This window comes from Bizionia saleffrena (genome assembly GCF_008086175.1).
GTDB classification, from domain to species: Bacteria; Bacteroidota; Bacteroidia; order Flavobacteriales; family Flavobacteriaceae; genus Bizionia; species Bizionia saleffrena.
The window spans coordinates 180,605-202,676 of sequence record NZ_VSKM01000002.1 but is presented as its reverse complement, the minus strand read 5'-3'; the positions used below and the strand labels follow the sequence as shown (position 1 = coordinate 202,676).

General features: G+C 31.4%; 15 protein-coding genes and 1 tRNA gene. 13 read left to right on the top strand and 3 right to left on the bottom strand.

The features are described 5' to 3' along the window. The first annotated feature begins 132 nt into the window (after window positions 1-132). From ES676_RS02570 to ES676_RS02535, 8 genes are read left to right on the top strand one after another with little or no spacing between them, the layout of a single operon-like run. Window positions 133-3,201, top strand: coding sequence for a type I restriction endonuclease subunit R (locus ES676_RS02570; RefSeq protein WP_148368468.1), 3,069 nt, complete (start codon window positions 133-135; stop codon window positions 3,199-3,201). Between the two features lie 47 nt (window positions 3,202-3,248). Next, the gene (rhuM, locus tag ES676_RS02565; protein ID WP_148368467.1) at window positions 3,249-4,247 is read left to right on the top strand and encodes a virulence protein RhuM/Fic/DOC family protein; all 999 of its coding nucleotides are present in this window, start codon (window positions 3,249-3,251) and stop codon (window positions 4,245-4,247) included. Between the two features lie 19 nt (window positions 4,248-4,266). Beyond that, window positions 4,267-5,892 (top strand): HsdM family class I SAM-dependent methyltransferase, encoded by a 1,626-nt coding sequence (locus tag ES676_RS02560; RefSeq protein WP_148368466.1) that lies wholly within the window; start codon window positions 4,267-4,269, stop codon window positions 5,890-5,892. Next, window positions 5,885-7,192 (top strand): restriction endonuclease subunit S, encoded by a 1,308-nt coding sequence (locus ES676_RS14910; RefSeq protein ID WP_215731632.1) that lies wholly within the window; start codon window positions 5,885-5,887, stop codon window positions 7,190-7,192. The genes ES676_RS02560 and ES676_RS14910 overlap by 8 nt, the downstream gene beginning before the upstream one ends. A 5-nt stretch (window positions 7,193-7,197) precedes the next feature. Next, a complete protein-coding gene (locus tag ES676_RS02550; protein WP_148368465.1) occupies window positions 7,198-9,117 on the top strand; it encodes an AAA family ATPase in 1,920 nt (639 codons plus the stop codon). Further along, window positions 9,118-10,113 (top strand): hypothetical protein, encoded by a 996-nt coding sequence (locus tag ES676_RS02545; RefSeq protein ID WP_148368464.1) that lies wholly within the window; start codon window positions 9,118-9,120, stop codon window positions 10,111-10,113. A gap of 3 nt (window positions 10,114-10,116) precedes the next feature. Next, window positions 10,117-12,477 carry an McrB family protein gene (locus tag ES676_RS02540; protein WP_148368463.1) on the top strand — a complete coding sequence of 787 codons (2,361 nt, stop codon included), beginning with the start codon at window positions 10,117-10,119 and terminating at the stop codon, window positions 12,475-12,477. Then, complete coding sequence (locus tag ES676_RS02535) at window positions 12,467-13,843, top strand: McrC family protein (protein WP_148368462.1); 1,377 nt, start codon at window positions 12,467-12,469, stop codon at window positions 13,841-13,843. The genes ES676_RS02540 and ES676_RS02535 overlap by 11 nt, the downstream gene beginning before the upstream one ends. A gap of 343 nt (window positions 13,844-14,186) precedes the next feature. On the opposite strand, the gene ES676_RS02530 is transcribed toward ES676_RS02535, so the two are convergent. Then, window positions 14,187-14,834 carry an SOS response-associated peptidase gene (locus ES676_RS02530; RefSeq protein WP_246130278.1) on the bottom strand — a complete coding sequence of 216 codons (648 nt, stop codon included), beginning with the start codon at window positions 14,832-14,834 and terminating at the stop codon, window positions 14,187-14,189. 330 nt (window positions 14,835-15,164) lie between these two features. Next, complete coding sequence (locus tag ES676_RS02525; protein WP_148368461.1) at window positions 15,165-15,950, bottom strand: hypothetical protein; 786 nt, start codon at window positions 15,948-15,950, stop codon at window positions 15,165-15,167. A gap of 430 nt (window positions 15,951-16,380) precedes the next feature. On the opposite strand from ES676_RS02525, the gene ES676_RS02520 reads away from it, so the two are divergent. Further along, window positions 16,381-17,517: a hypothetical protein gene (locus ES676_RS02520; RefSeq protein ID WP_148368460.1), complete on the top strand. Its 1,137-nt coding sequence runs from the start codon at window positions 16,381-16,383 to the stop codon at window positions 17,515-17,517. Between the two features lie 299 nt (window positions 17,518-17,816). Here ES676_RS02520 and ES676_RS02515 read toward each other — a convergent pair. Continuing rightward, a tRNA-Phe gene (locus ES676_RS02515) sits at window positions 17,817-17,892 on the bottom strand. A 100-nt stretch (window positions 17,893-17,992) separates the two neighbouring features. Between ES676_RS02515 and ES676_RS02510 the strand changes: the two genes are divergently transcribed. From ES676_RS02510 to lptC, 4 genes are read left to right on the top strand one after another with little or no spacing between them, the layout of a single operon-like run. Beyond that, window positions 17,993-18,721: a type III pantothenate kinase gene (locus tag ES676_RS02510; RefSeq protein ID WP_148368459.1), complete on the top strand. Its 729-nt coding sequence runs from the start codon at window positions 17,993-17,995 to the stop codon at window positions 18,719-18,721. After that, window positions 18,721-20,049, top strand: coding sequence for a hypothetical protein (locus ES676_RS02505; protein WP_148368458.1), 1,329 nt, complete (start codon window positions 18,721-18,723; stop codon window positions 20,047-20,049). The genes ES676_RS02510 and ES676_RS02505 overlap by 1 nt, the downstream gene beginning before the upstream one ends. Before the next feature lie 20 nt (window positions 20,050-20,069). Next, window positions 20,070-21,425, top strand: coding sequence for a hypothetical protein (locus tag ES676_RS02500; protein ID WP_148368457.1), 1,356 nt, complete (start codon window positions 20,070-20,072; stop codon window positions 21,423-21,425). Next, the gene (lptC, locus tag ES676_RS02495; RefSeq protein ID WP_148368456.1) at window positions 21,425-21,979 is read left to right on the top strand and encodes an LPS export ABC transporter periplasmic protein LptC; all 555 of its coding nucleotides are present in this window, start codon (window positions 21,425-21,427) and stop codon (window positions 21,977-21,979) included. Before ES676_RS02500 ends, lptC begins: the two co-directional genes overlap by 1 nt. The last annotated feature ends 93 nt before the right edge of the window (window positions 21,980-22,072 follow it).

Sequence of the window (22,072 nt, the reverse complement as noted above, 5' to 3'; positions counted from 1 at the left end):
AGTCGGTTTTGTTTTTAAAAGTATCACTCGTACTAATTAATTTCAACAAATGAGGGGAACCGTAAGTTTTTGATGAAAAAGATTACTATTTTAGTCTACTTCCAGTAATGTGTTAAACCAACTCCTAATTAAATGATTTTCAACGAAGACTCTAGGGTTAAAATACCTTCTATATTACATTTAATACAATTAGGTTATACGTATCTCTCTTTAAAAGATCTAGAGTGGGATGAAAACACCAATATTTTCACCTCTATTTTTAAAGAACAACTTCAAGTAATAAATAAAACAGCATCAAAAAAAGATATCCAGAAGCTTTATGATGATGTTTTAATATCATTAGAAAACGAAGATTTAGGACGCGCTTTTTATAATAGACTGGTTGATCAGTCAGGGATTAAACTTATTGATTTTGAGAATTTTGATAATAATTCATTTCATGTCGTTACAGAATTACCGTATAAAAAAGATGATGAAAGTTTTAGACCCGATATAATTTTACTTATAAACGGAATGCCATTGGTATTTATAGAGGTTAAAAAACCTAATAATCGTAATGGTGTTCAAGACGAACACAGCCGAATGAAAAGGCGTTTTCAGAATAAAAAATTCCGTAAGTTTATAAACGTAACTCAGCTTATGGTGTTTTCTAATAATATGAGGTATAGTGATGAAGACACTCAAATGTTAGAAGGTGCTTTTTACAGCACAACAAATTATAAAAAACCAATATTCAATTACTTTAGAGAGGAGGAAACTTTTGATTTAAAAGCGCTTCTAATTCCTATGACTGATGATGTTGAAAATTTTGTTTTAAAGGATACTAACCTTTTAAGTATAAAAAGCAATAAAGAGTACCAGTCTAATAAGAAACCAACCACTGCAACCAATTCCATTTCAACCTCTTTGTTTCAAAGAGAACGTTTAAAATTTATTTTACGCTATGCTTTTGCTTATGTAGAAGAAGAGAAAGGCTTAGAGAAACACATTATGCGTTATCCACAACTATTTGCAACTAAAGCAATAGAGAATAAGTTGGAAAACGGAATTAAAAAGGGGATTATTTGGCACACCCAAGGCTCAGGAAAAACGGCTTTAGCCTTTTTCAATGTAAAACACCTTACACATTATTTTCAGAAGAATAATGTTATACCAAAATTTTACTTTATTGTAGATCGTTTAGATTTATTAATACAAGCAGCTAAGGAGTTTACAGCGCGTGGTTTAGTGGTACATAAAATAGATTCTAGAGAAGCCTTTAGCACAGATATTAAGTCTACAAAAGTTATACACAACAGTTCTGGAAAAGCAGAAATTACCGTAGTGAATATTCAGAAGTTTAAAGACGATCCAGAGGTTATAAAAAACAACGATTATAATTTAAGTGTACAGCGTGTTTTCTTTTTGGATGAGGTACACCGAAGTTATAATCCTAAAGGTAGTTTTTTAGCAAATTTAGAATTGGCAGATAAACATTCTATTAAAATAGGTTTAACAGGTACGCCATTGTTAGGGAAGGAGTATAATTCTAAAACCTTATTTGGCGATTATATTCATAAATACTACTACAATCTATCCATTAAAGATGGATATACCTTGCGATTAATTCGTGAAGAAATTGAAACCAATTATAAATTAGCTTTACAAGAAGCTATAGAGAATATTAAAGTATTACAAGGTAATATTGATAAAAAGAAACTCTATGCAGATCACCGCTTTGTAGAACCAATGTTAGACTATATTGTAAAAGATATGGAGCAAGCAAGAATTGCGATGAATGACAATAGTATTGGTGGTATGGTTGTTTGTGATTCTTCCGATCAGGCTAAAATGATGCAAGCCATTTTCGAAAATAAATATGCTGAAAGATTAGAGCCAATTTTTAATCAAGCAGCCGAAGATCCTACTAGTTATGGAAGCAGTAAAAAAGAAGAAAGTAAAGTAAACAAAGCACAAGTTATTTTACATGATATTGGAACCAATCAAGATCGTAGAAATTGGGTTTCCGATTTTAAAGTGGGTACGCTAGATTTACTTTTTGTTTATAATATGTTACTTACAGGGTTTGATGCCAAACGATTAAAAAAATTGTACATAGGCAGAAAAATAAAATCACATAATTTACTGCAAACATTAACGCGTGTAAATAGAACCTACAAAACCCATAAATATGGATATGTCGTAGACTTTGCAGACATACAGAAAGAGTTTGATAAAACCAATCAAGATTACTTTAACGAATTACAAGGCGAGCTAGGTGATGAGATGGAACACTATTCTAATCTGTTTAAAAAGCCTGAAGAGATAAAAAAAGAGATAGAGGAAATAAAAGATGTTTTGTTTAAATACGATACTGCGAATGCCACTGTTTTTGGTGATCAGATTTCTGAGATTAATGAGCGTTCTGAAATTCGTGAAATAGCTAAAGCGTTAAATAATTCGAAAGAGTTATATAACCTTATTCGTCTATCTGGTAATTTTGAGTTACTAGAAAAATTAGACTTTAGAAAACTAACAGTTCTAGCACGATTGGCAAACGATAGACTGGGGTTAATAAACACAAGAATAGCTTTAGAAAATAATGTAGACACCCAAAATATTTTAAATACAGCTTTAGAAGATGTTATTTTTGCGTTTACTAAAGTGAAAGAGGAAGAAATGGTGTTGGCCGATGAACTAAAAAATACTTTAGGGAAAACTAGAGAAATGTTAGCAGGAAACTTCGACCAGAAAGACCCTATATTTGTTTCTTTGCGGGAAGAATTAGAGCGTTTGTTTAAAAAGAAGAATTTAACTGAAGTCACTAAAGAAGAAATGGAGGCTAACATAAAAGCTTTAAATGCCATTTATGATAAAGCAAAAAAGCTAGAACGCGAAAACCAATTGCTGAAAGCGAAATACGATTACGATGCTAAATATGCACGTATTCATAAAAGATTAATGGAAAAAGACCCGTTAACCGATAGTGAACGTAAACTATTTGAAGGCTTAAAAGGTTTAAAAACAGCAGTAGATAAAGAGATTCTGCAAAATTCTAAGTTATTAGAAAACGAGAGTTATGTAGAGAAAATGATGATGCGTTTAGTGGTGAGCCAGTTTAAAAAAGAACAAAAAATAGATATTAATACAACAGATGTAAGGCGTATTAATAGTCTTATAGTAAAAGAATACATGAACGAATACAACGGTTACGTTGCGTAATGGAAATAAAAGGCAACTGTTGCAAACTATGCGATAGTTGAAAATGTATGGAGATAAAAAACCAAATAGAAATTTATGAAGCGCAAGATGGCTCTACTCAAATTAATGTACAATTTGAGGAGGAAACCGTTTGGCTTACACAGGCACAAATGGCCGAGCTTTTTAATAAAGGAAGAACGACCATAACAGAGCATATTAGCAATATTTTTAAGGAAGGAGAATTAATTGAAGATATGGTATGTCGGGATTTCCGACACACCACGAAACACGGTGCTGTTAAAGGAAAAACACAATCTAAAAGCGTTAAATATTATAATTTAGATGTAATAATATCTGTAGGTTACCGAGTAAAGTCAAAACAAGGTACACAATTCCGTATATGGGCAAGTCAAGTATTAAAAAATTATTTAGTGCAAGGTTATGCTATTAACCAAAAACGTTTAGAGCAAAAAGAACAAGAAGTAAAGTTGCTAAAAGACGGAATTCATATTTTAACCAGAACGGTAAGTAACGTTATTGAAGATAAAGCTTCAGACAATACAATCTTAGAAACGTTTGCTAAAGGATTAAGCCTGCTAGATGATTATGATCATGAACAATTAGATATTAAAGGATTAACAACAACAGAAGCCAATTACCCAAGTTTAGAAGATTATCAGGAGATAATTAACCACATGTTAACCGATTTTGATTCTGATGTTTTTGGAAAAGAAAAAGATAAAAGCTTCCAAAGTTCTGTTGCGCAAATCGCAAAAGGATTTGGAGACGACGATTTTTACCCAAGTCTAGAAGAAAAGGCAACCATGCTTTTATATTTTGTAGTAAAAAATCACTCATTTGTAGATGGCAATAAGCGTATTGCGGCAGCTTGTTTTTTGAAGTTTTTACAACAAAACAATATGCTTTTTAATAACCAACAACAACCCATTATTAGTAACGATACTTTAGCCAGTTTAACACTTTTTATAGCGTCTAGTAAACCAGACGAAATGCAAACCGTAACACGTTTGGTAATTAGTGTATTAAACAGAAATAACAGTAAATAAAATACAGGATTTAAATATAATGACAAGCACAGCACAATTTGAAACCGAAACTAAAGCACTAATAGACGACCTAAAAAGCGTCTGTGCCAATTACGGTTTAGGAAATGACGGAAACGAATTTAAAATAATCACCCAAGTCTTTCTATATAAATTCTTAAACGATAAATACGTTTACGAGTTAAAACAGTTAGAAGCAGAGTTAGCAAAAGCCAAAGATTTTGACGAAGCTTTAAAACAGTATTCTGATGATGATTTAGAAATGTTGACTATGCAAATAAGCGAAAACACAGCGCGCATTGCACCAAAAAACTTATTGTCGCGGTTATTCGAACAACAAAACAAAGACCAATTTGCCGATATTTTCGATGAAACTCTAGTAAGCGTAGCCAAAGATAATATCGATATTTTCTCGGTACTCACACAAGGTGGAGAAAAAGTAGTGCTTTTCGAAAACCTAAGTAAGTATGTTACCGATAATAAAGATGCTTTTTGCAAAGCCTTAGTAAACAAACTCGTTGGTTTTAGCTTTGAGCATATATTCACGCAGAAATTCGATTTTTTCGCTACTATTTTCGAGTATTTAATTAAAGATTACAACACCAACGCTGGTGGTAAGTATGCCGAGTATTTTACTCCACACGCTGTAGCAAAAATTATGGCAGCCTGTTTAGTAACAGATGATACCGTTAATAACGCCACGTGCTACGACCCAAGTGCAGGTTCTGGAACCTTGTTAATGAATCTCGCCCATGCCATTGGCGAAGATAAGTGTACTATTTACTCGCAAGATATTTCACAGAAATCATCGGCATTACTGCGTTTAAATTTAATTTTAAACAATCTGGTACATTCCATACAAAACATTATACAAGGCAATACCATTTTAAGTCCGTATCACAAACAAGACAACGGACAATTAGAACAGTTTGATTATATAGTATCCAACCCGCCATTTAAGCTAGATTTTAGCGATTACAGCGCTGATTTAGACAGCAAAGCCAATAAAGAACGCTTTTTTGCAGGCATACCCAATATACCTAAAACAAAGAAAGACTCTATGGCTATTTACCTGTTGTTTATACAGCACATTATGCACAGCCTTACCGCAAAAGGTAAAGCGGCTATTGTGGTGCCAACAGGTTTTATTACCGCACAGTCTGGTATCGATAAAAAAATTAGACAAAAACTAGTAGAAAGTAAAATGCTGGCAGGTGTTGTCTCTATGCCATCTAACATATTTGCAACTACAGGAACCAACGTAAGTATTCTGTTTTTAGATAAAACGAATACGAAAGATGTGGTTTTGGTAGATGCTTCTAATTTAGGAACCAAAGTAAAAGATGGTAAAAACCAAAAAACCGTTTTAAGCGAAGCCGAAGAACAACAAATTATAGATGTGTTTAATGCTAAAGAAGCTAAAGACGATTTTTCTGTGGTGGTGTCTTATGATGCTATAAAAGCTAAAAACTACAGCCTAAGCGCAGGACAATATTTTGAAGTTAAAATTGACTATATAGATATTACTGCGGAAGAATTCACTACTAAAATGAATGGGTTCGAAAGTAATTTAGAAACCTTGTTTGCTGAATCTGAAAGTTTAGAAAAAGAGATTAGCAACGGATTAAAGAGTTTGTCATATGAATAAGTTGAAAACATATAAGTTTAGTGATTCATATGAAATGAGTTCTGGAATATCTTCTAAACCTGAGCAAGCTGGTCATGGTTCGCCATTTCTTTCTTTTAGTACTGTTTTTAATAATGAATTTGTGCCAGAAGTTTTACCAGACTTGATGAGTACTTCAGAAAAGGAAAAAGAAACATACTCAATTAAAGAAGGAGACATATTTTTAACTCGTACAAGTGAAACTTTAGATGAACTTGGGATGAGTTGCGTAGCTGTGAAAGATTATCCGAAAGCGTCCTATAGCGGTTTTTTAAAACGATTAAGACCAACTCAAAAAGATATTACTTACCCTAAATTTATGGCTTTTTACTTACGAAGTTATTTGTTTAGAAAAACTATGAATAATAATGCTATTATGACTTTAAGAGCAAGTCTTAATGAGCAGATTTTTTCATATTTAGACCTTATTCTGCCTAGTTATGAAGAGCAAGTGAAGGTTGGAGATTTATTTTATAGGATTAGTGAAAAAATAGAAGTCAACAACAAAATAAACCAAGAGTTAGAAGCGATGGCAAAAACACTTTACGATTATTGGTTTGTGCAATTTGATTTTCCTGATGTTCATGGTAAACCTTATAAATCGTCTGGTGGTAATATGGTTTTTAATGAGGAGTTGAAACGTGAGATTCCTGAGGGTTGGAGAGCAAACATTTTTGATGATGTTTTATACACCGTAAATGATTCTATGGATTCAAATGACTATCCAAATTTGAATTATTTACCTATCGACAAATTACCAAGTAATCAACTTTATTATCAAGATTATTCAGAGAGAAAAAATGCTAAATCTAGTCTGATTAGATTTAAAGAAGATGATATTTTACTGGGTGCTATGCGTGTTTATTTTCATAGAGTTTGCAATGCTATTGAAGATGGAATATCGAGAAGTACCATAATGGTATTAAGACCACACGAAGCTATATTTAAAAACTTTTGTTTATTTACTTTGAATAGAAAAGAAGCCATAGAGTTTGCAAATATAAACTCTACAGGCTCTTCAATTCCATATGCTAAATGGGATAAGGGATTAAGTAGATATAAAATTTCTACTCCAAATAATTTAAAAATATTAGAAAATTTTAATAAAGTAACAGACCCAATATTAGAAAATTTCAAAAAGCTTTCAAAACAAAACCAAAAACTCTCAGAGGTTCGCGATTGGTTATTGCCTATGTTAATGAATGGGCAGGTTACTGTTGGTGAGGTGGAAAGTGAATTGGGTATGGTTGGGGAGGAAGGAAAGACTTATAATACTAAATAAAAAAGATGGAGTTATTAGCATTATATATAGATACTCATTTCTTATTCCATAAATCAGAATATTTAAATTTTGGAGGTGCCTTTATTTTCGATTTCAAGTTTATTGAAGGAGAATTAATTATTGAAAAAAAAGAGAATCCAAAATATATTAAAAATTTTTTTGGTGATAACATTTCTAACATAAGTGCTGTTGTAGGTAATAATGGTGTAGGAAAAACATCTATTATGAGAGTTCTTAATAGAGATACAAAATGTCAAATCATCTCTATTTATTTGGAAGATGATATCATAATTATTCACGATCAAGCAGGTATTGATTTTAAAACTGATTTCGAGTATATATCTATTAGTCCAAGCCAAGAGTTATATCCACTTTACTATTCTACACATATCGATTATAACTTAAAAAATATATCGAGTGTGATTAGTCAATCTAACCTCATTGAAGACAGCCTGGAAGATTATTATTATAGTACTATTCTTAGGCAAGTTTTTTTCTTGAACCAAAAAGGTTCATTTCTTCAAAAAAATTATATTAATTTTCCTTTTTATGAAAATCTAGTAATTAAAGTAAATCAAGTTGATAAGTCAACTTTTCTTAATTCAGAGTTTTATAAAAATGCAACAATTGGTAAATCTATTACTAAGCAACTGGAAATGCTTTGGAATCATTATGCAATATCTAATGAGGCTGCAATTCATGGTAATTTCAATTTTCTAAATAATTTTGAAGTATTTATTCTTTCCTTACTAGTGTCTGATGATACATATATGCAAACTAATGATAATGGCACTTTTGGTGATTTTCAAAAGGTTTTAGATCAAAATGATTTTCACGATAAATTAGAAATGTTTTTAACTAAACGATTAGATAATATAGATGGTCCATTATGTAAAACATTAGAAAATTCTGTTGGAATAAATTTCAATAATGTAACGGAACTTATTGAAAAAGTAAAAGCTTATCCAATAACAAAAATAGCTGGCGGTTTTAAGTTTGAACTCATAAAAAAACAAGCTATTCTTACAATAAAACGCTATTCATCAGTATGGAAACTTTATAATTTTATATCTAGAAATTCAAAAATATTAGTTTTCGACAAGCCAAATGAAATAAACTTATCTGTTAAAAAAGATACTTCGGAAGATTTTTTAAAGAGATTTTTTGAATTATACCAAAATGTACATCAATCTATTCAATATTTACAATTTGAATTTAGGATATTTAATGTTTTTCCTCAAAAGAAACTTTCAACAGGAGAGCAATCCTTATTAAATTTTTATAGTTCTATTTATTCGTTTGTAGGTAAAGGGGAGCAACATTTAAGAAAACACAATCAGTATTTATTATTGTTAGATGAACCTGAGACAGGTTATCATGCAACTTGGAAGAAAAAATTCATTAAATCTATAACTGAAATTGTACCAGAACTCTTTAATGAATTAGATCAAAAACCATCTATCCAAATTGTTTTTACAACACACGATGCGTTAACACTATCAGACATTCCGAATGACAATATTACTTATTTAAAAAAGTTAAAAAACTCAAATATTAAAGTATTTAAAAATGATGACCCTGAAAAGCCTCAAAAATCTTTTGGAGCTAATATAACAGATTTACTCGCTGATTCTTTTTTTGTGGATGATGGTCTAATGGGGGATTTTGCTAAAGAAAAAATTCAAGAAACAATAAATTGGCTTCATTCATTCATTAATGAAAGCAAAGTAAATCCAGAGGTTTCTGAGGATATCATAAATAATCATGAAGCAATAATAAAAATAATAGATGAGCCTTTATTAAATTATAAACTCACAGAGATGTTTCAAACTGTTTTTCCTAATAGAATAGATAAAGAAAATACCGCTAAACAAATTAAAGATTTAGCTCAGAAAGCAGGGATTAATTTAAAAGATTTGGTGTAGATGATTTATTTAGGGGAGCAAAAAGAAGCATTAGATAAGTATTATTCAGTCATTAGTTGTTGGGTTAATAGTAAACATCTAGGTAGGCTAAAAGAAAGTAATGAGAATGGTTACAAATGCGATGATTTAAATTGTTCAGTTTGTACAAGGGGTTTAAAAAAATTAGATAGTCATGATCGGTTTTTTGATTTTATTATTCCTAGGTTAGATGAAGTAATTAAGGCAAAGCCAGACGAAATGCTACAACTTGAATTAAAGTTGAGAGCAGAATGGAGTAATAATGGAGATCATAATTTAAAGGAATTTAAAGATGGCTGTTCAATAGTATTAAAAGAAAATGGCTATGATAGATGGTTTACGGATGTGAAAGGACTAAACTATGATTTGGCGGAATGGCTAGATCAGCACACTTGTACTTTTTGTAATCGACAATATATTTTTACAGCTAGGAAAAATGCTGGAGAAAAAGGAATTACTTGTCAATTTGATCACTGGTTTGACAAAGGCTCTAGACCTTTATTTGCCCTTTCTTTCTATAATTTAATTCCTTCATGTTCACTATGTAATTCTTCGATAAAATCTTCCACTCATTTTAATACGGATGAATATCTACATCCATATATAGATAAGGATATTTCTTCAAAATTTAAATTCTCTTCTATTCCAAATACAGCCACTAAATATGGTATAACTTTTTTGAATGAAAGCACAATGGATGCTAAGACAAAAAGAACATTAGAAGGCTTGGGAACTAAATTAGTTTATAGTAAACACAGCGAAAAAGAACTTCAAGATCTAATTGATTTAAGGTTGAAGTATTCTGATAATTACTTGAAAAACTTATTAGAAAACACATTTAAAAGTGAGTTGAATATGACAAAAGAAGAAAAGTACAGGTTAATTTTTGGAATTGAGTTAGAGGAGAAGAAATATCATAAAAGAATATTTAGCAAATTTAAAAGGGATATTATTAGTGAACTTTTATCAATAAAATAATCAATGGAAATAGAGGAGATAAAAAAAGGGATATTACTACTTATTCAGACTTCATTGGATGTTCAAGGGTATTATGAGGATGATCAATCTATGGTAGAGGCACTAAATCTAGTACCAAAAGAACAACTAGAGCAATGTTTAGAATTTTACAGCAATAGAAATGGTGTAATAATAGATTTAAGAAAGGAATTAATCCAAAGTCTATATAAAGGAAAGAGATATACAGTAAGTGGTTTAAACGACCTTATAGATAAACATAAAAAAGACAATGAAAATCGGTTTAAGTCTTACACAAAGTTATTTTCTATTTTTTATCCACCATTAACATTTTATGGACATAATAAGCAGCGGGAATTTGTTGCGATGTTCGTTGATAAGTTAATTGAGGACCTAGAATTAATTGATAAAGTAAAAATAACATCATCCGATTTTCAAGGACCACGTCAACAAGGTAGTGATAGATATTGGGTAGCAATTTATAATAAAACCCAAGAAAACCAGTCATCAAGTTTGCAGATTTTTATTGAGTTTCATCATGGTAAAATCAACTATGGAGTATACCGACATACAGATAAATCTTATGTTAAACCTAAGCAACAATTTAATTCTGCCACTTTTGATTATGCAGAAATGCTGAATTATTTTAGAAGTGAAAAACAATTAATTATAAATGATATTCCAGATTATTCTAACGCCAAACAGATAGTTTTAGGGGGAAAGCGCGTTTACAAGATGTCTCATGGAACTTTTAAAGCTAAAAAGTATAAGCCAATAATTGAAGCTTTTAAAGATAATAATTGGATTGCAATTCATGAGAATACAAAGAAAGGACAGTCAGAACATTTTAAAAATAGATTAGAATTTGGGGATATAGTTTATATAACCATAGGTTCTAATGAGTTAATTGGGATTGCGAGAGTTGTTTCAAGAGAGTATAATTATGTTCCGAGTGATATTGTTAATTCAGATGAATGGATATTTCATGAAGTTGAAATTATTCAATTAGCTGTTCGTAAAAGTCCAAAGGATCTAAAAGATTCGCGTAATTTTTTTCCTAGCGGTAACTCAACATTAGCTGAAATAAAACCAGAGGATTTAGAAATTGCTAACAAATTACTTTTTAAACCATATTTTAACACTGAAATAATTTTGGAAGATGAAACTAAACAAGTGGTAGAAAACGTTAGTTATAAGGCTCCACTAAACCAAATATTCTATGGTCCACCAGGAACAGGTAAAACCTATAATACCATTTTAGAAGCAGCTAAAATAATTACTCAAGATGAAACTATTAGTTATGAAGCTGCGCTTGGTATATTTAATAAACATTTAGGAGGTAGAATAGAGTTTATAACCTTTCACCAAAATTATAGTTATGAGGATTTTATACAAGGTTTAAGACCAGATACAGAATTAAGCGGCGAATTATCGTTTTTTAAAAGTGATGGTGTTTTTAAGAAAATTGCAGACAAAGCATTAAAAAACTTGAAGGATGCTGAAAATCCAAATTCGGTTAAAAAAGAATTTACAGACGTTTTTAGTGAACTAATAAAACCACTCAATGAATTGGATATTGGTGAAGTAGAAATTAAAATGAAACAAACTTCTTTTTATATTACAGAAGTTGGAGAGAAATCTATAGAATTCAGAAAAAATCAAGGAGACTCGAAACATACACTCAGTATTGCTACTTTAAAAAAAATGTATGATAAAGGTGCTAATGATATTATTTTAGGAGGACTACAACCTTATTATAATCCAATATTAAAACAGCTTCTAGAACTAGGAAAAAGAAATGTAGAGCAGGTTCAAAAACAAAACTACGTTATCATTATTGATGAAATAAACAGAGCTAATATTTCAAGAGTTTTTGGCGAGCTAATCACACTTATTGAAAAAGATAAACGCTCTCATGGAAAAATACCATTAACAGCAACTTTACCTTCAGGTGAACCATTTATTGTGCCTTCTAATTTATATATCATTGGTACAATGAATACAGCAGATAAGTCTATTGCACTTTTAGATATTGCTTTAAGACGTCGTTTTGAGTTTAAAGCCATGTATCCTAAATATGAAATACAAAATATAATTATTCATAAAGCAGCGTTTTTGCAAAAACTAAATATGTTAATTGTTAACTCTGGAAAAGGACACGATTTTACAATAGGTCATTCTTATTTTATGGACGAGGATATTGGTTTTAATTTTGAAAATACCATTAACAATAAAGTAATTCCTCTACTGTTGGAATATTATATGAACGATGAAGTCGAGGTTACAAAAATTTTAAATGAAGCCTTAAAAGAAGACAACTATAAAATTGGCAACTGGCCATTAGAAATTATTGATAATGGTAACTAATCTTTTTGAATATCAAAATAAGAAAGAATTCCCAGAACATCACTTTGATGATTTGGAGATTTTCTTGGATGATATATGGTCAAAAAGAGAAAAATCAAGCTATTATTTTAATGAAGAAGATAATAGAGTAGAGCAACAGCGTTTTATTCAGCTTTTACAAAAAAGCAAAACATTAAAATCTAATAAGTATGTAGGAGTTATTCATTTTGAAGGACAAGTTATTAACTTATTACCAAAGATTTTTTATAGAGGAACAGAACCTTCTAAATACGAAGTTAATTCAATAAACAAGCATATTCTTTGGTGGTTGAGTTATTGCAGAAAATTGAAATTCCCAAATTATTTGTCTGGATTAAATAGTGAAAAAGCAGACTTCTTTGAAATCCTAATTTACTTATTTAGTAAATACACTCGTGAGTTATTAAACACTTCTATTTATCAAAAATACACAGAGGTTAATAAAGAATTATCTTTTGTGAAAGGACGTATAGACTTTAATGCATACATAAGTAATAATCTATCTAGAGGTAGAAACCATAAAATAAGTTGTCAATTTGATTCTTTTGAAATGGATAATGATTTTAATAGATGCGTGAAGTTTGTTTCAAAACTATTATTGTCAACAACCAAAGAATCACAAAGTAAACGTTATTTAAGCGATATTCTATTCATTTTAGATGAGGTTAAAGATGTAAATATGTCTTCAGATAAAATGAAGCGTATGTCGTTTAATCCTATGTTTTCAGATTTCGAAACCATTAGAGATTATTGTGTTTTGTTTTTAGACAATAGTGTGTCATTTAATTATAAAAATGACTTAAAATTATTCGCTTTTCTATTACCAATGGAATATGTGTTTGAGGATTTTATTTTTGGGTTTATAGCTAAAGAAATCGAAGGTGTTAAAACAAAAGCACAAAACACTTCAAAATATTTAACAGAAGACAATAAATTTCAATTAGAACCTGATTTATTATTAGAATTTGATTATAGGAAAATCATTGCAGACACCAAGTATAAAATTGTTTATGATGATGTAACGGATTCTAAAAATGGAATATCACAAAATGATTTATATCAAATGCTAGCGTATGCTATACGTTTTAATATTAATGAAATTATATTGTTTTATCCGAATACAATTAATATGGAAACACCAAATGATTCTAAATTATTTATAGTTGATGAATTTGCTAATGGAGAAAAAATTCAAATTAAATCTTATCAACTTCCAATTATAAATTTTGAGTTGTTTGAGGTAGGTTATGAGTGTAAAAAAACAATATACTTAGATTTTGAAAGTGTAAAAGAAAGGTTGAAATCGAGAATAACTGATTTATTAATTATTGATAATCCTAATAATTAATTTAAAAGATAATAACCTACACACTAGGAATATGGCTGGGTATAAATTAAATGGAGGCTTAAAATTAAAAGAACGATGGTTATATTTTTTACGATTTATAAAATGAGTTGCAAAGCTCCTATACCCATTAGAAACTATTTTATCCAAAATTTAGCTTTTTAAGTGTTTAAAATTAAAGTTTAAGTACGCTGATTTTTTTGTGAAAAAAAAGTGTTTGTAGGTTACATTCATAACCAAATTGGTTATAAATGTAACCTACAGCAACGGTGGAGCAACGGTTAGTTATCCTCCAAAAAACGCAATAACCATATCATTTAACTATCAATTTTGATAGATGGTGTCGTTAAAATTCTAATTCTTCATGTATGAATTCGTTGGAGATTTCAGGGATATTACCAATGTATTCTTTGCCACGTAATTTTCTAACCGTGTGTGCTTTCAATTCTTCTTCTGGGGAGCTTTGTATTAATTCTTGAATTTTCTGTTTATCCAATTCATCATCAATTGTATTTAGCCAATTATCTTCTAACTCAAGAGGTAGAATTAATGGCATTCGTGGGCCTTTTATTTTCGGGTTATTATGGATTTTAGCTAACATTGAATTCCCAACAGTTGTTACAATTGAAAAGGTATTCATTCTGCCTTTCGTTTCAGGGTTGATCCATTCACTCCATAGTCCAGCTAAGGCTATAGGGTTTTCGTCTTTACGTTGAATAAAGAATGGGTAAGTTTTATTATTAAAATGATGATGTTCATAAAACCCGTCAATATAAATTAAGCATCTATTATTTTTTGCTGCTTGTCTAAAAGATGGTTTTTCGAAAATCGTTTCACCACGAGCATTTAAAGTATTATTCCAAAACTTTTTCATTTGGACTTCATCTTTTACCCAATGAGGAACTAGTCCCCAAGTTGCAACAGTAGGGAAATCGGGTGAATCATCAGTATATATTAATAATTCGGGATGGCTAAATCCAGAAATATGGTGCAATGGTAAATCAGTTAAAGGGATTAAGTTCTCTAATATTTCCTCAACTGCCGCTAGGTCACCTTTTCGTTTAGCTCGATGTAGTTAAGCCTTATAACTTGCTTTTATATCGTAGCACATTTTCTCTTAAATAATTTAGCCTAGCGGCTATGTGTGTGTTTAGGTTCGTGTTTAAGTACTAAAGTTAGCGATTAAAAAACAAATAGAGGATATGTATTGGTTTTAGAAAGCAGGTAAGAGTTAATAAATTAAATAATTATGGAGTTGTGTTTTTATTTTTGCTTTACAACTTTGTTATATAATAAGAAATTTAAAAATTGTGATTATACATATTCATAAATTATATTTCAATTTAGCTAGGTTAAAGGCGTCCCAATAACTAAATATACCTTTTTGTAAAGATAATTCAACACCAAATAAAAATGCATCTAGTCGCATCTGTGGTGTGCCATGGTGGTCAGGTGCGTTATAGGCATAATCTCCAGAATTATATGAGTCTATCATAGCAAGTCTAATGTTGGGGACGTTTTCTATACCTGATTCCACTTGAATTTGCCCCTCATTGCTTGTAAGATAGCCAACATACCAACCTGACATAACATCAGCCATTAATTCTAAATCTCGTGTACTTCCATTAACGTTTTTAATATACTGACCAATATGAGCAAATTCATGAGCAAGTATAGACTGCATTATAATAGTGTTTAAATCTTCTCCGTAATCTCCAGTAGGAATAACATGGTTTAATATCATATTTTCCCCGAAAAGAATTAAATAGCTTGAATAGTTATCTATTCTTCCATTGAAAGCGATGGCATTAGGGGATAAGCCATCTTCATAAACATATACCCGAGTGTCATAGTTCTTTTGAATGTCCATAAGTCCCATGATTTTGCCAACATTTTTATAAAAATGGGATTCAAAATTTTTATTACCAGGAAAATCAGTAATTTTTGGTAACCCATGAATATCCATTAAATTAGAGCCTGATACTAAACAGCCATCTATTAAATTAGAATTTGAAAAATTGAGGTTAGTTTTATTTGGTGTTATTTTATATTTTGGACTACAACCTAAAATTATTAACACTAGGAGAACAAGAGTATAATTGTTTTTCATAATTCAAAATATTAGAGTTAAATATGTAAATATACTGTTTTTCAGTTGAATATGTTTTTCTATAGTGTACGGAGGTGATGTAAAGAGAGTGGTTTTTCGTTTACTTATTCCTACAGAGATAACTAATATATGATTCTTAATCATCACAATTATCTCTCTCTTATACATTTCGATACAGGGTTATTCGCAATACTAATTTGTCTTTTTTAAGCTAAAATGGAACTAAGTGTTTTAGTTTAATGACAAAAACTCTATTCTAATTATGTTATGAAGTGTTAAGTATTCCGTCTTTGGGTACATCATTCTACTTTGTTTAATTTTTTAGAATTTTTTTTAGCATAGTATTTTGTAATAGTTCTAGCGTTTTACTTTCCTAGTTGCATAAAATCTCCAATAAGATTATTAAATTAGTATACGGTAAAAAAAAAATATGTCAACTACTGATAGCTCAAAGACGCTTACAAGAGAGGAATTGTACAATTTAGTCTGGTGTAAACCTCTATCTAAGATTATGGAAGAATACTCTATTACTAATTCATCTTTAAAACATATTTGTAAGAAAAATGATATTCCACTTCCTAAGAACGGACATTGGCAAAAATTAAAATTCAACAAAAAAGTTACGGTTACTCCTTTGTCAAAGTCTATTAAAGAAAATGGTGCTATTTCGTTTCAGAAGGAGCAAGGGGTCTTGTCCGAGTTGAATATATTGGTTAGAGAAATTAAAAACGACAAGTTATTGCCTTTAAAGGTTTCAGATAAGCTCACGAAGCCTGATATGTTAGTTATAGAAGCAATGGAAGGTATTAAAAATGGAGAGATTGCTAATGACTGGGATTACAAAAGGTTTTATAGAACATCACAAGAGGTGTTTAATATTTTCGTACATAAAGACACGATAAATAGGGCTTTAAACTTTTCGGACGCTTTAATAAAGTTATTTAGGAAAAGGGGGCATGAAATTGAAGTAAAAACAGGGGAGGCGTATAATGAAAATGGAACAAGGCTTATAGTGGATGGGGAAGCTTATAAAGTATGCGTTAGAGAGACAAGAAAACGGATAAAAGTGAAATCGGAGCATAGTAGTTATTTGCGGACAAGCTATGTTCCTACTGGAATATTAACATTAAGAATTGAGGATTTGTATGGGCATCAATGGAGTGATAGTGTCAATAAGAAGATTGAAGATAAACTTCCAAATATACTTGCTTACTTGGAGTTAAGAGCGAAAAAAGATAAAAAAGAGAGAATTGAACGTAAGGCTTGGCGTCTAGAATATGAGCGTAAAAGAAAAATTGAAGAAGAGTTGGTAGCTAAAAGGAAGGATGAATTAGATGTATTTATATCTGTAATAAATCAATCAAGCCGTTGGCAGAAATCTATGGATTTAAGAAATTATGTAGAAACCGTTAAAGTTAATGCCGTAAAAAACAACAAGCTCACTGATGAGCTTCAAAAATGGCTTAAATGGATTAATGATAAAGCAGATTGGTATGATCCGTTAATTGAAAAAGAGGATGAGTTGTTTGAAAATATTGATAGAGATACATTAACCGAAAATAAGTAGCAGTTATATTATCTCTTTGTGGTTAGGTATTTCCTCAACAAAATGATTTGAATCTATATTAAATGTCTGTCTTAAATAATTATAGTGGTTAGAATATACTTTAAAATAAATTCATTAAGTTTCGTAAAACACGGCCTCAGAAGTAAAGTCGCAGTAAAAGGGCAGCTATTTTAGAACCACGTTAATTAGTACGAGGCTTTAGTAGTATATAATTTATCGGAATTAAATTAATGATGTTGTCCCTTATGTTGTCCCCTTAAAAAGTAAAAACCCCGAAAACATAAGTTTTCGGGGTTTTATGGTGGTGCCTCCAGGAATCGAACCAGGGACACAAGGATTTTCAGTCCTTTGCTCTACCAACTGAGCTAAGGCACCAGCGCTAATTGCGGTTGCAAATATAAGAGCTATTTTAATATCTACAAAACAATTTTTATAAAATTTCGTTTTGTAAGTTTGTATTTCATCAATTTATACTATGAATTTAATTATTGATATCGGTAATACGCAAGCTAAAGTGGCTGTTTTTGAGGGCAATAAAATGGTGTTTAGAATTCAGACGGATGCTGAAAATATTTTTAAAAAAATTGAAGAAATTCAGAAAAAATATGAAAATATAGAGAAAGCCATCGTTTCTTCGGTAGGAAAACTAGATAAAAACAGTTTCGAAACGCTAAAAAAGGACTTTCAGCTTTTATTTTTAGATCATAATACGGTATTGCCTTTTAAAAATTTATACAGCACACCAAAAACATTAGGAATAGATAGGATTGCTTTGGTTTGTGCTTGCGTAGAAAAATACGCGAATAAAAACGTATTGATAATAGATGCTGGAACCTGTATTACTTACGATTTTATTACTGGGGATAACGAATATTATGGGGGCGCCATTTCACCAGGATTGAGAATGCGGTATAAAGCGCTGCATAATCAAACTGCAAAATTACCGTTATTATCTTCTAAAGTACCTGACGGTTTAATTGGTAATTCAACAGAACAAGGGATACACTCTGGTGTGTTTAATGGTGTTGTGTTCGAAATTGAAGGAGCTATTCAGACTTACAGAAAAAAATATGGAGATTTAACAGTTATTTTAACAGGAGGAGACACGAAAATGTTGTCTAAACAATTAAAAAGTAGCATATTTGCGAACTCAAATCACCTTTTAGAAGGATTGAATTTTATTTTACAATTTAACACAAACTAATGATAAAAAAACTTGTATTAGTTTTTATTGCGCTATTTGCAATTCAAAGTTACGCCCAAGAAGGTACGCAATCACCGTATTCATTTTATGGTATTGGAAGCCTTAAGTTTAAAGGAACTGTCGAGAACAGGAGTATGGGAGGACTGAGTGTTTACAAAGATAGCGTACATATCAATTTAAGAAATCCAGCTAGTTATGCGGGGAAAAACTTAGGACTTATTCCTTATAATGGTGAAAATAGACCCGTAACATTTACGGTGGGAGGTAGTCATACTTCAACAAACTTAGAAAGTAACTCTGGGGAGTCTAAGGTAAAAACATCAACCTTCGATTATTTAGCATTGTCTATTCCTGTGGGTAGATTTGGTTTCGGAGTGGGTTTAATGCCTTTTACTTCGGTAGGGTATAAACTAGAAAATAACCGCGCAGATGGGCAAATGGATACTCGTTTTCAAGGTAAAGGAGGCTTAAATAAAGCGTTTTTAGGTGCGGGTTATCAAATTACCGATGGATTAAGCGTTGGTGTAGACGCCAGTTATAATTTTGGAAGTATAGAAAATAGTACGGTGCTGTTTAGGTATAATGATGAAGGCGAATTACTGCAATCGCAATCTCGAGAAAGTAATAGATCTGAATTAAGCGGATTAAATTTTAATTTTGGTCTGCACTATCAAACAATGATTAGCGATAAATTAGAATTACAATCGTCGTTTACATATACGCCTTCTGCTAATTTAACCTCTAATAACGAACGTACATTTGCTAGTATTATACTAGGAAATGATGGTAATGAATATTCTGTTAATACTCTAGATGCCGATTTAGAAGGGTCAGGGCTTTTAGAAACAGAATTAAAACTACCAACAAAACTCACTTTTGGAGCCGGTCTAGGAGAGCCTAGAAAGTGGTTTGCTGGTGTAGAGTATGAATTTCAAAAAACGAGTGACTTTTCAAATCCGTTATATACTTACGAAAATTCAAGTGGAACCGAAACAGTACGTTTCGAAAATGCATCTCGAGTGTCTCTTGGTGGTTTTTTTATTCCCGATTATAATTCTTTCTCAAGTTATTGGAACCGCGTGGTTTACAGGGCTGGGGTGCGATTTGAGAACACCGGTTTAAATGTTAGTGACCAATCTATAAAAGAGTTTGGCATATCTTTTGGAGTAGGTGTACCAGTTGGAAACTTATTCTCTAATGCCAATCTAGGATTCGAGATAGGACAACGTGGTACAACCGACGCTAACCTAATTCAAGAGAATTTTGTTAATTTCAACCTTAGTTTATCGTTAAACGATAGATGGTTTGTAAAAAACAAGTATGACTAACAAAGTATTAAAATAGAACTATGAAAACGAAGATCACAGTATTAATTGCAGTATTATTTTTAGGACTAAACGTTAGTTTTGGTCAAAACGAGGAAGCGTGTAGAAACAAGCTTTCTATAATGGTCGAATATGCAAGATCGAAAAACTATGAGACGGCTTATAAACCGTTTATGGAATTGAGACAAGAATGTCCTAAATACAATAAGGCCATTTATGTATTTGGAGAAAAAATTCTTAAAGATAAGATTGATAATACTACAGGAGTAGAACAAGTAGCTTTTATAAACGACCTAGTTAAATTATGGGACGAAAGAGCTTTGAACTTTGCAAATGAAACGCCGAAAGGGGAATATGACTCTAAACAATGTCAGTTAAAATACGATTATAAAACAGAGCTAGGTTTAACAGACGACCAATTATACAGTTGTTTTGATGCTGCCTTTACTGCGGATAAAGAAACGTTTGAAAATCCAAAGAGTTTATACGTGTACTTTAAATTAATGGTAAATTTATATGATACGGATAAAAAAACGGCACAAGAGTTATTTGATAAGTACGATGATGTTGTTGAGAAAATTGAATTTGAAGTTGAAAAAGCGTCTGTTGGGTTAAATAAAATTGTAACTAAAGAAGAAGCAGGAGCGGCCTTAACTAAAAAAGAAGGACAGTACCAAAGGTATTATACTTCTGTATTATCGGCTTTCGATCAAATTTCTGGAAGTGTAGATTCTGAGTTAGGAAACAGAGCAAACTGTGAAAACTTAATTCCATTATACGAAAAAAGTTTCGAAGCTAACAAAGCAAATGCGACGTGGTTACAAAGAGCTGCTGGTAGAATGTCTGCTAAAGAATGTACTAGCGACCCGTTATTCTTTAAATTAGTAAACGCATACCACGACTTAAGTCCGTCGGCAAACTCTGCATACTACTTAGGAATCTTAAAAGATAAAGAAGGTAAGTCTAGCGAAGCTCGTGGATACTATGAGCAAGCAATTAGTTTAGAAACAGACAATTTCAAGAAAGCTAAATTATACAAGAAAATTGCAATTAAATTAAAAGCAGTTGGTAACTACGGTCAAGCAAGAACGTATTACATGAATGCTGTAAATGCCAACCCATCAGATAAGAGTCCGCACTTACAAATAGCAGGAATGTACTCAAGTAGTGCTAAAAACTGTGGTACCGATAACTTCTCTCAAAGAGCAGTATTTTGGTTAGCAGCTGCAGAAGCGCGAAAAGCAGGAAGTTCTAATACAGCGGCGAGATATGAAGGTTTAGCGCCCTCTAATACAGAGATTTTTAATGCAGGAAATGCCGGAAAATCTATAACAATTGGATGTTGGATTCAGAGAACAGTAACGGTTCCAAATATATAATGAAGTTACCTTTATTACATACTATTAAATACGGAGTCATAGCAGTTGCTATGACTCTGTTTTTTTCGTGTAAAAATAATTTTCAAGAGGTTAAAAAAATCGGAGTTTCCGATAACGAACCCTTGGGAGTTGCCGAAAATATAAATGCAAGGCGAACCGATTCCGGACGTGTTGTTGCCAATTTGGTGAGCCCGAAAATGTTAGATTTTGGAAATCGTAAATTTGGATACTCTGAGTTCCCAGACGGCGTAACGCTTTATGTTTACGATGCCAACCAGCAGAAAAGCACTATAGTTGCCGATTATGCAATTCGTTACGAAGGTACCGATCTTATCGATCTGCAAGGCAATGTTGTTGTTGCTACAGCACAAAACGATACGTTATTTGCAGAGCAACTGTATTTCGACCAAACCAAGGAGTGGGTGTTTACCAATCTTCCTGTAACTTATAAGTCTGCAGACTACATAACGCACGGTAGCGGCTTCGATTCAGACAAAGACTTTACCAAAGCCGAAGTTCTAGAAATTAGCGGGCAATTTGCTGTTCTAGAATAAGTGTTTTTAACCACTTATTTTTCTTACCTTTACTTTAAAATTGATTATAATGAAATTGTTTAAAATCTTTCAATACTCTTACTTAGTATTTGC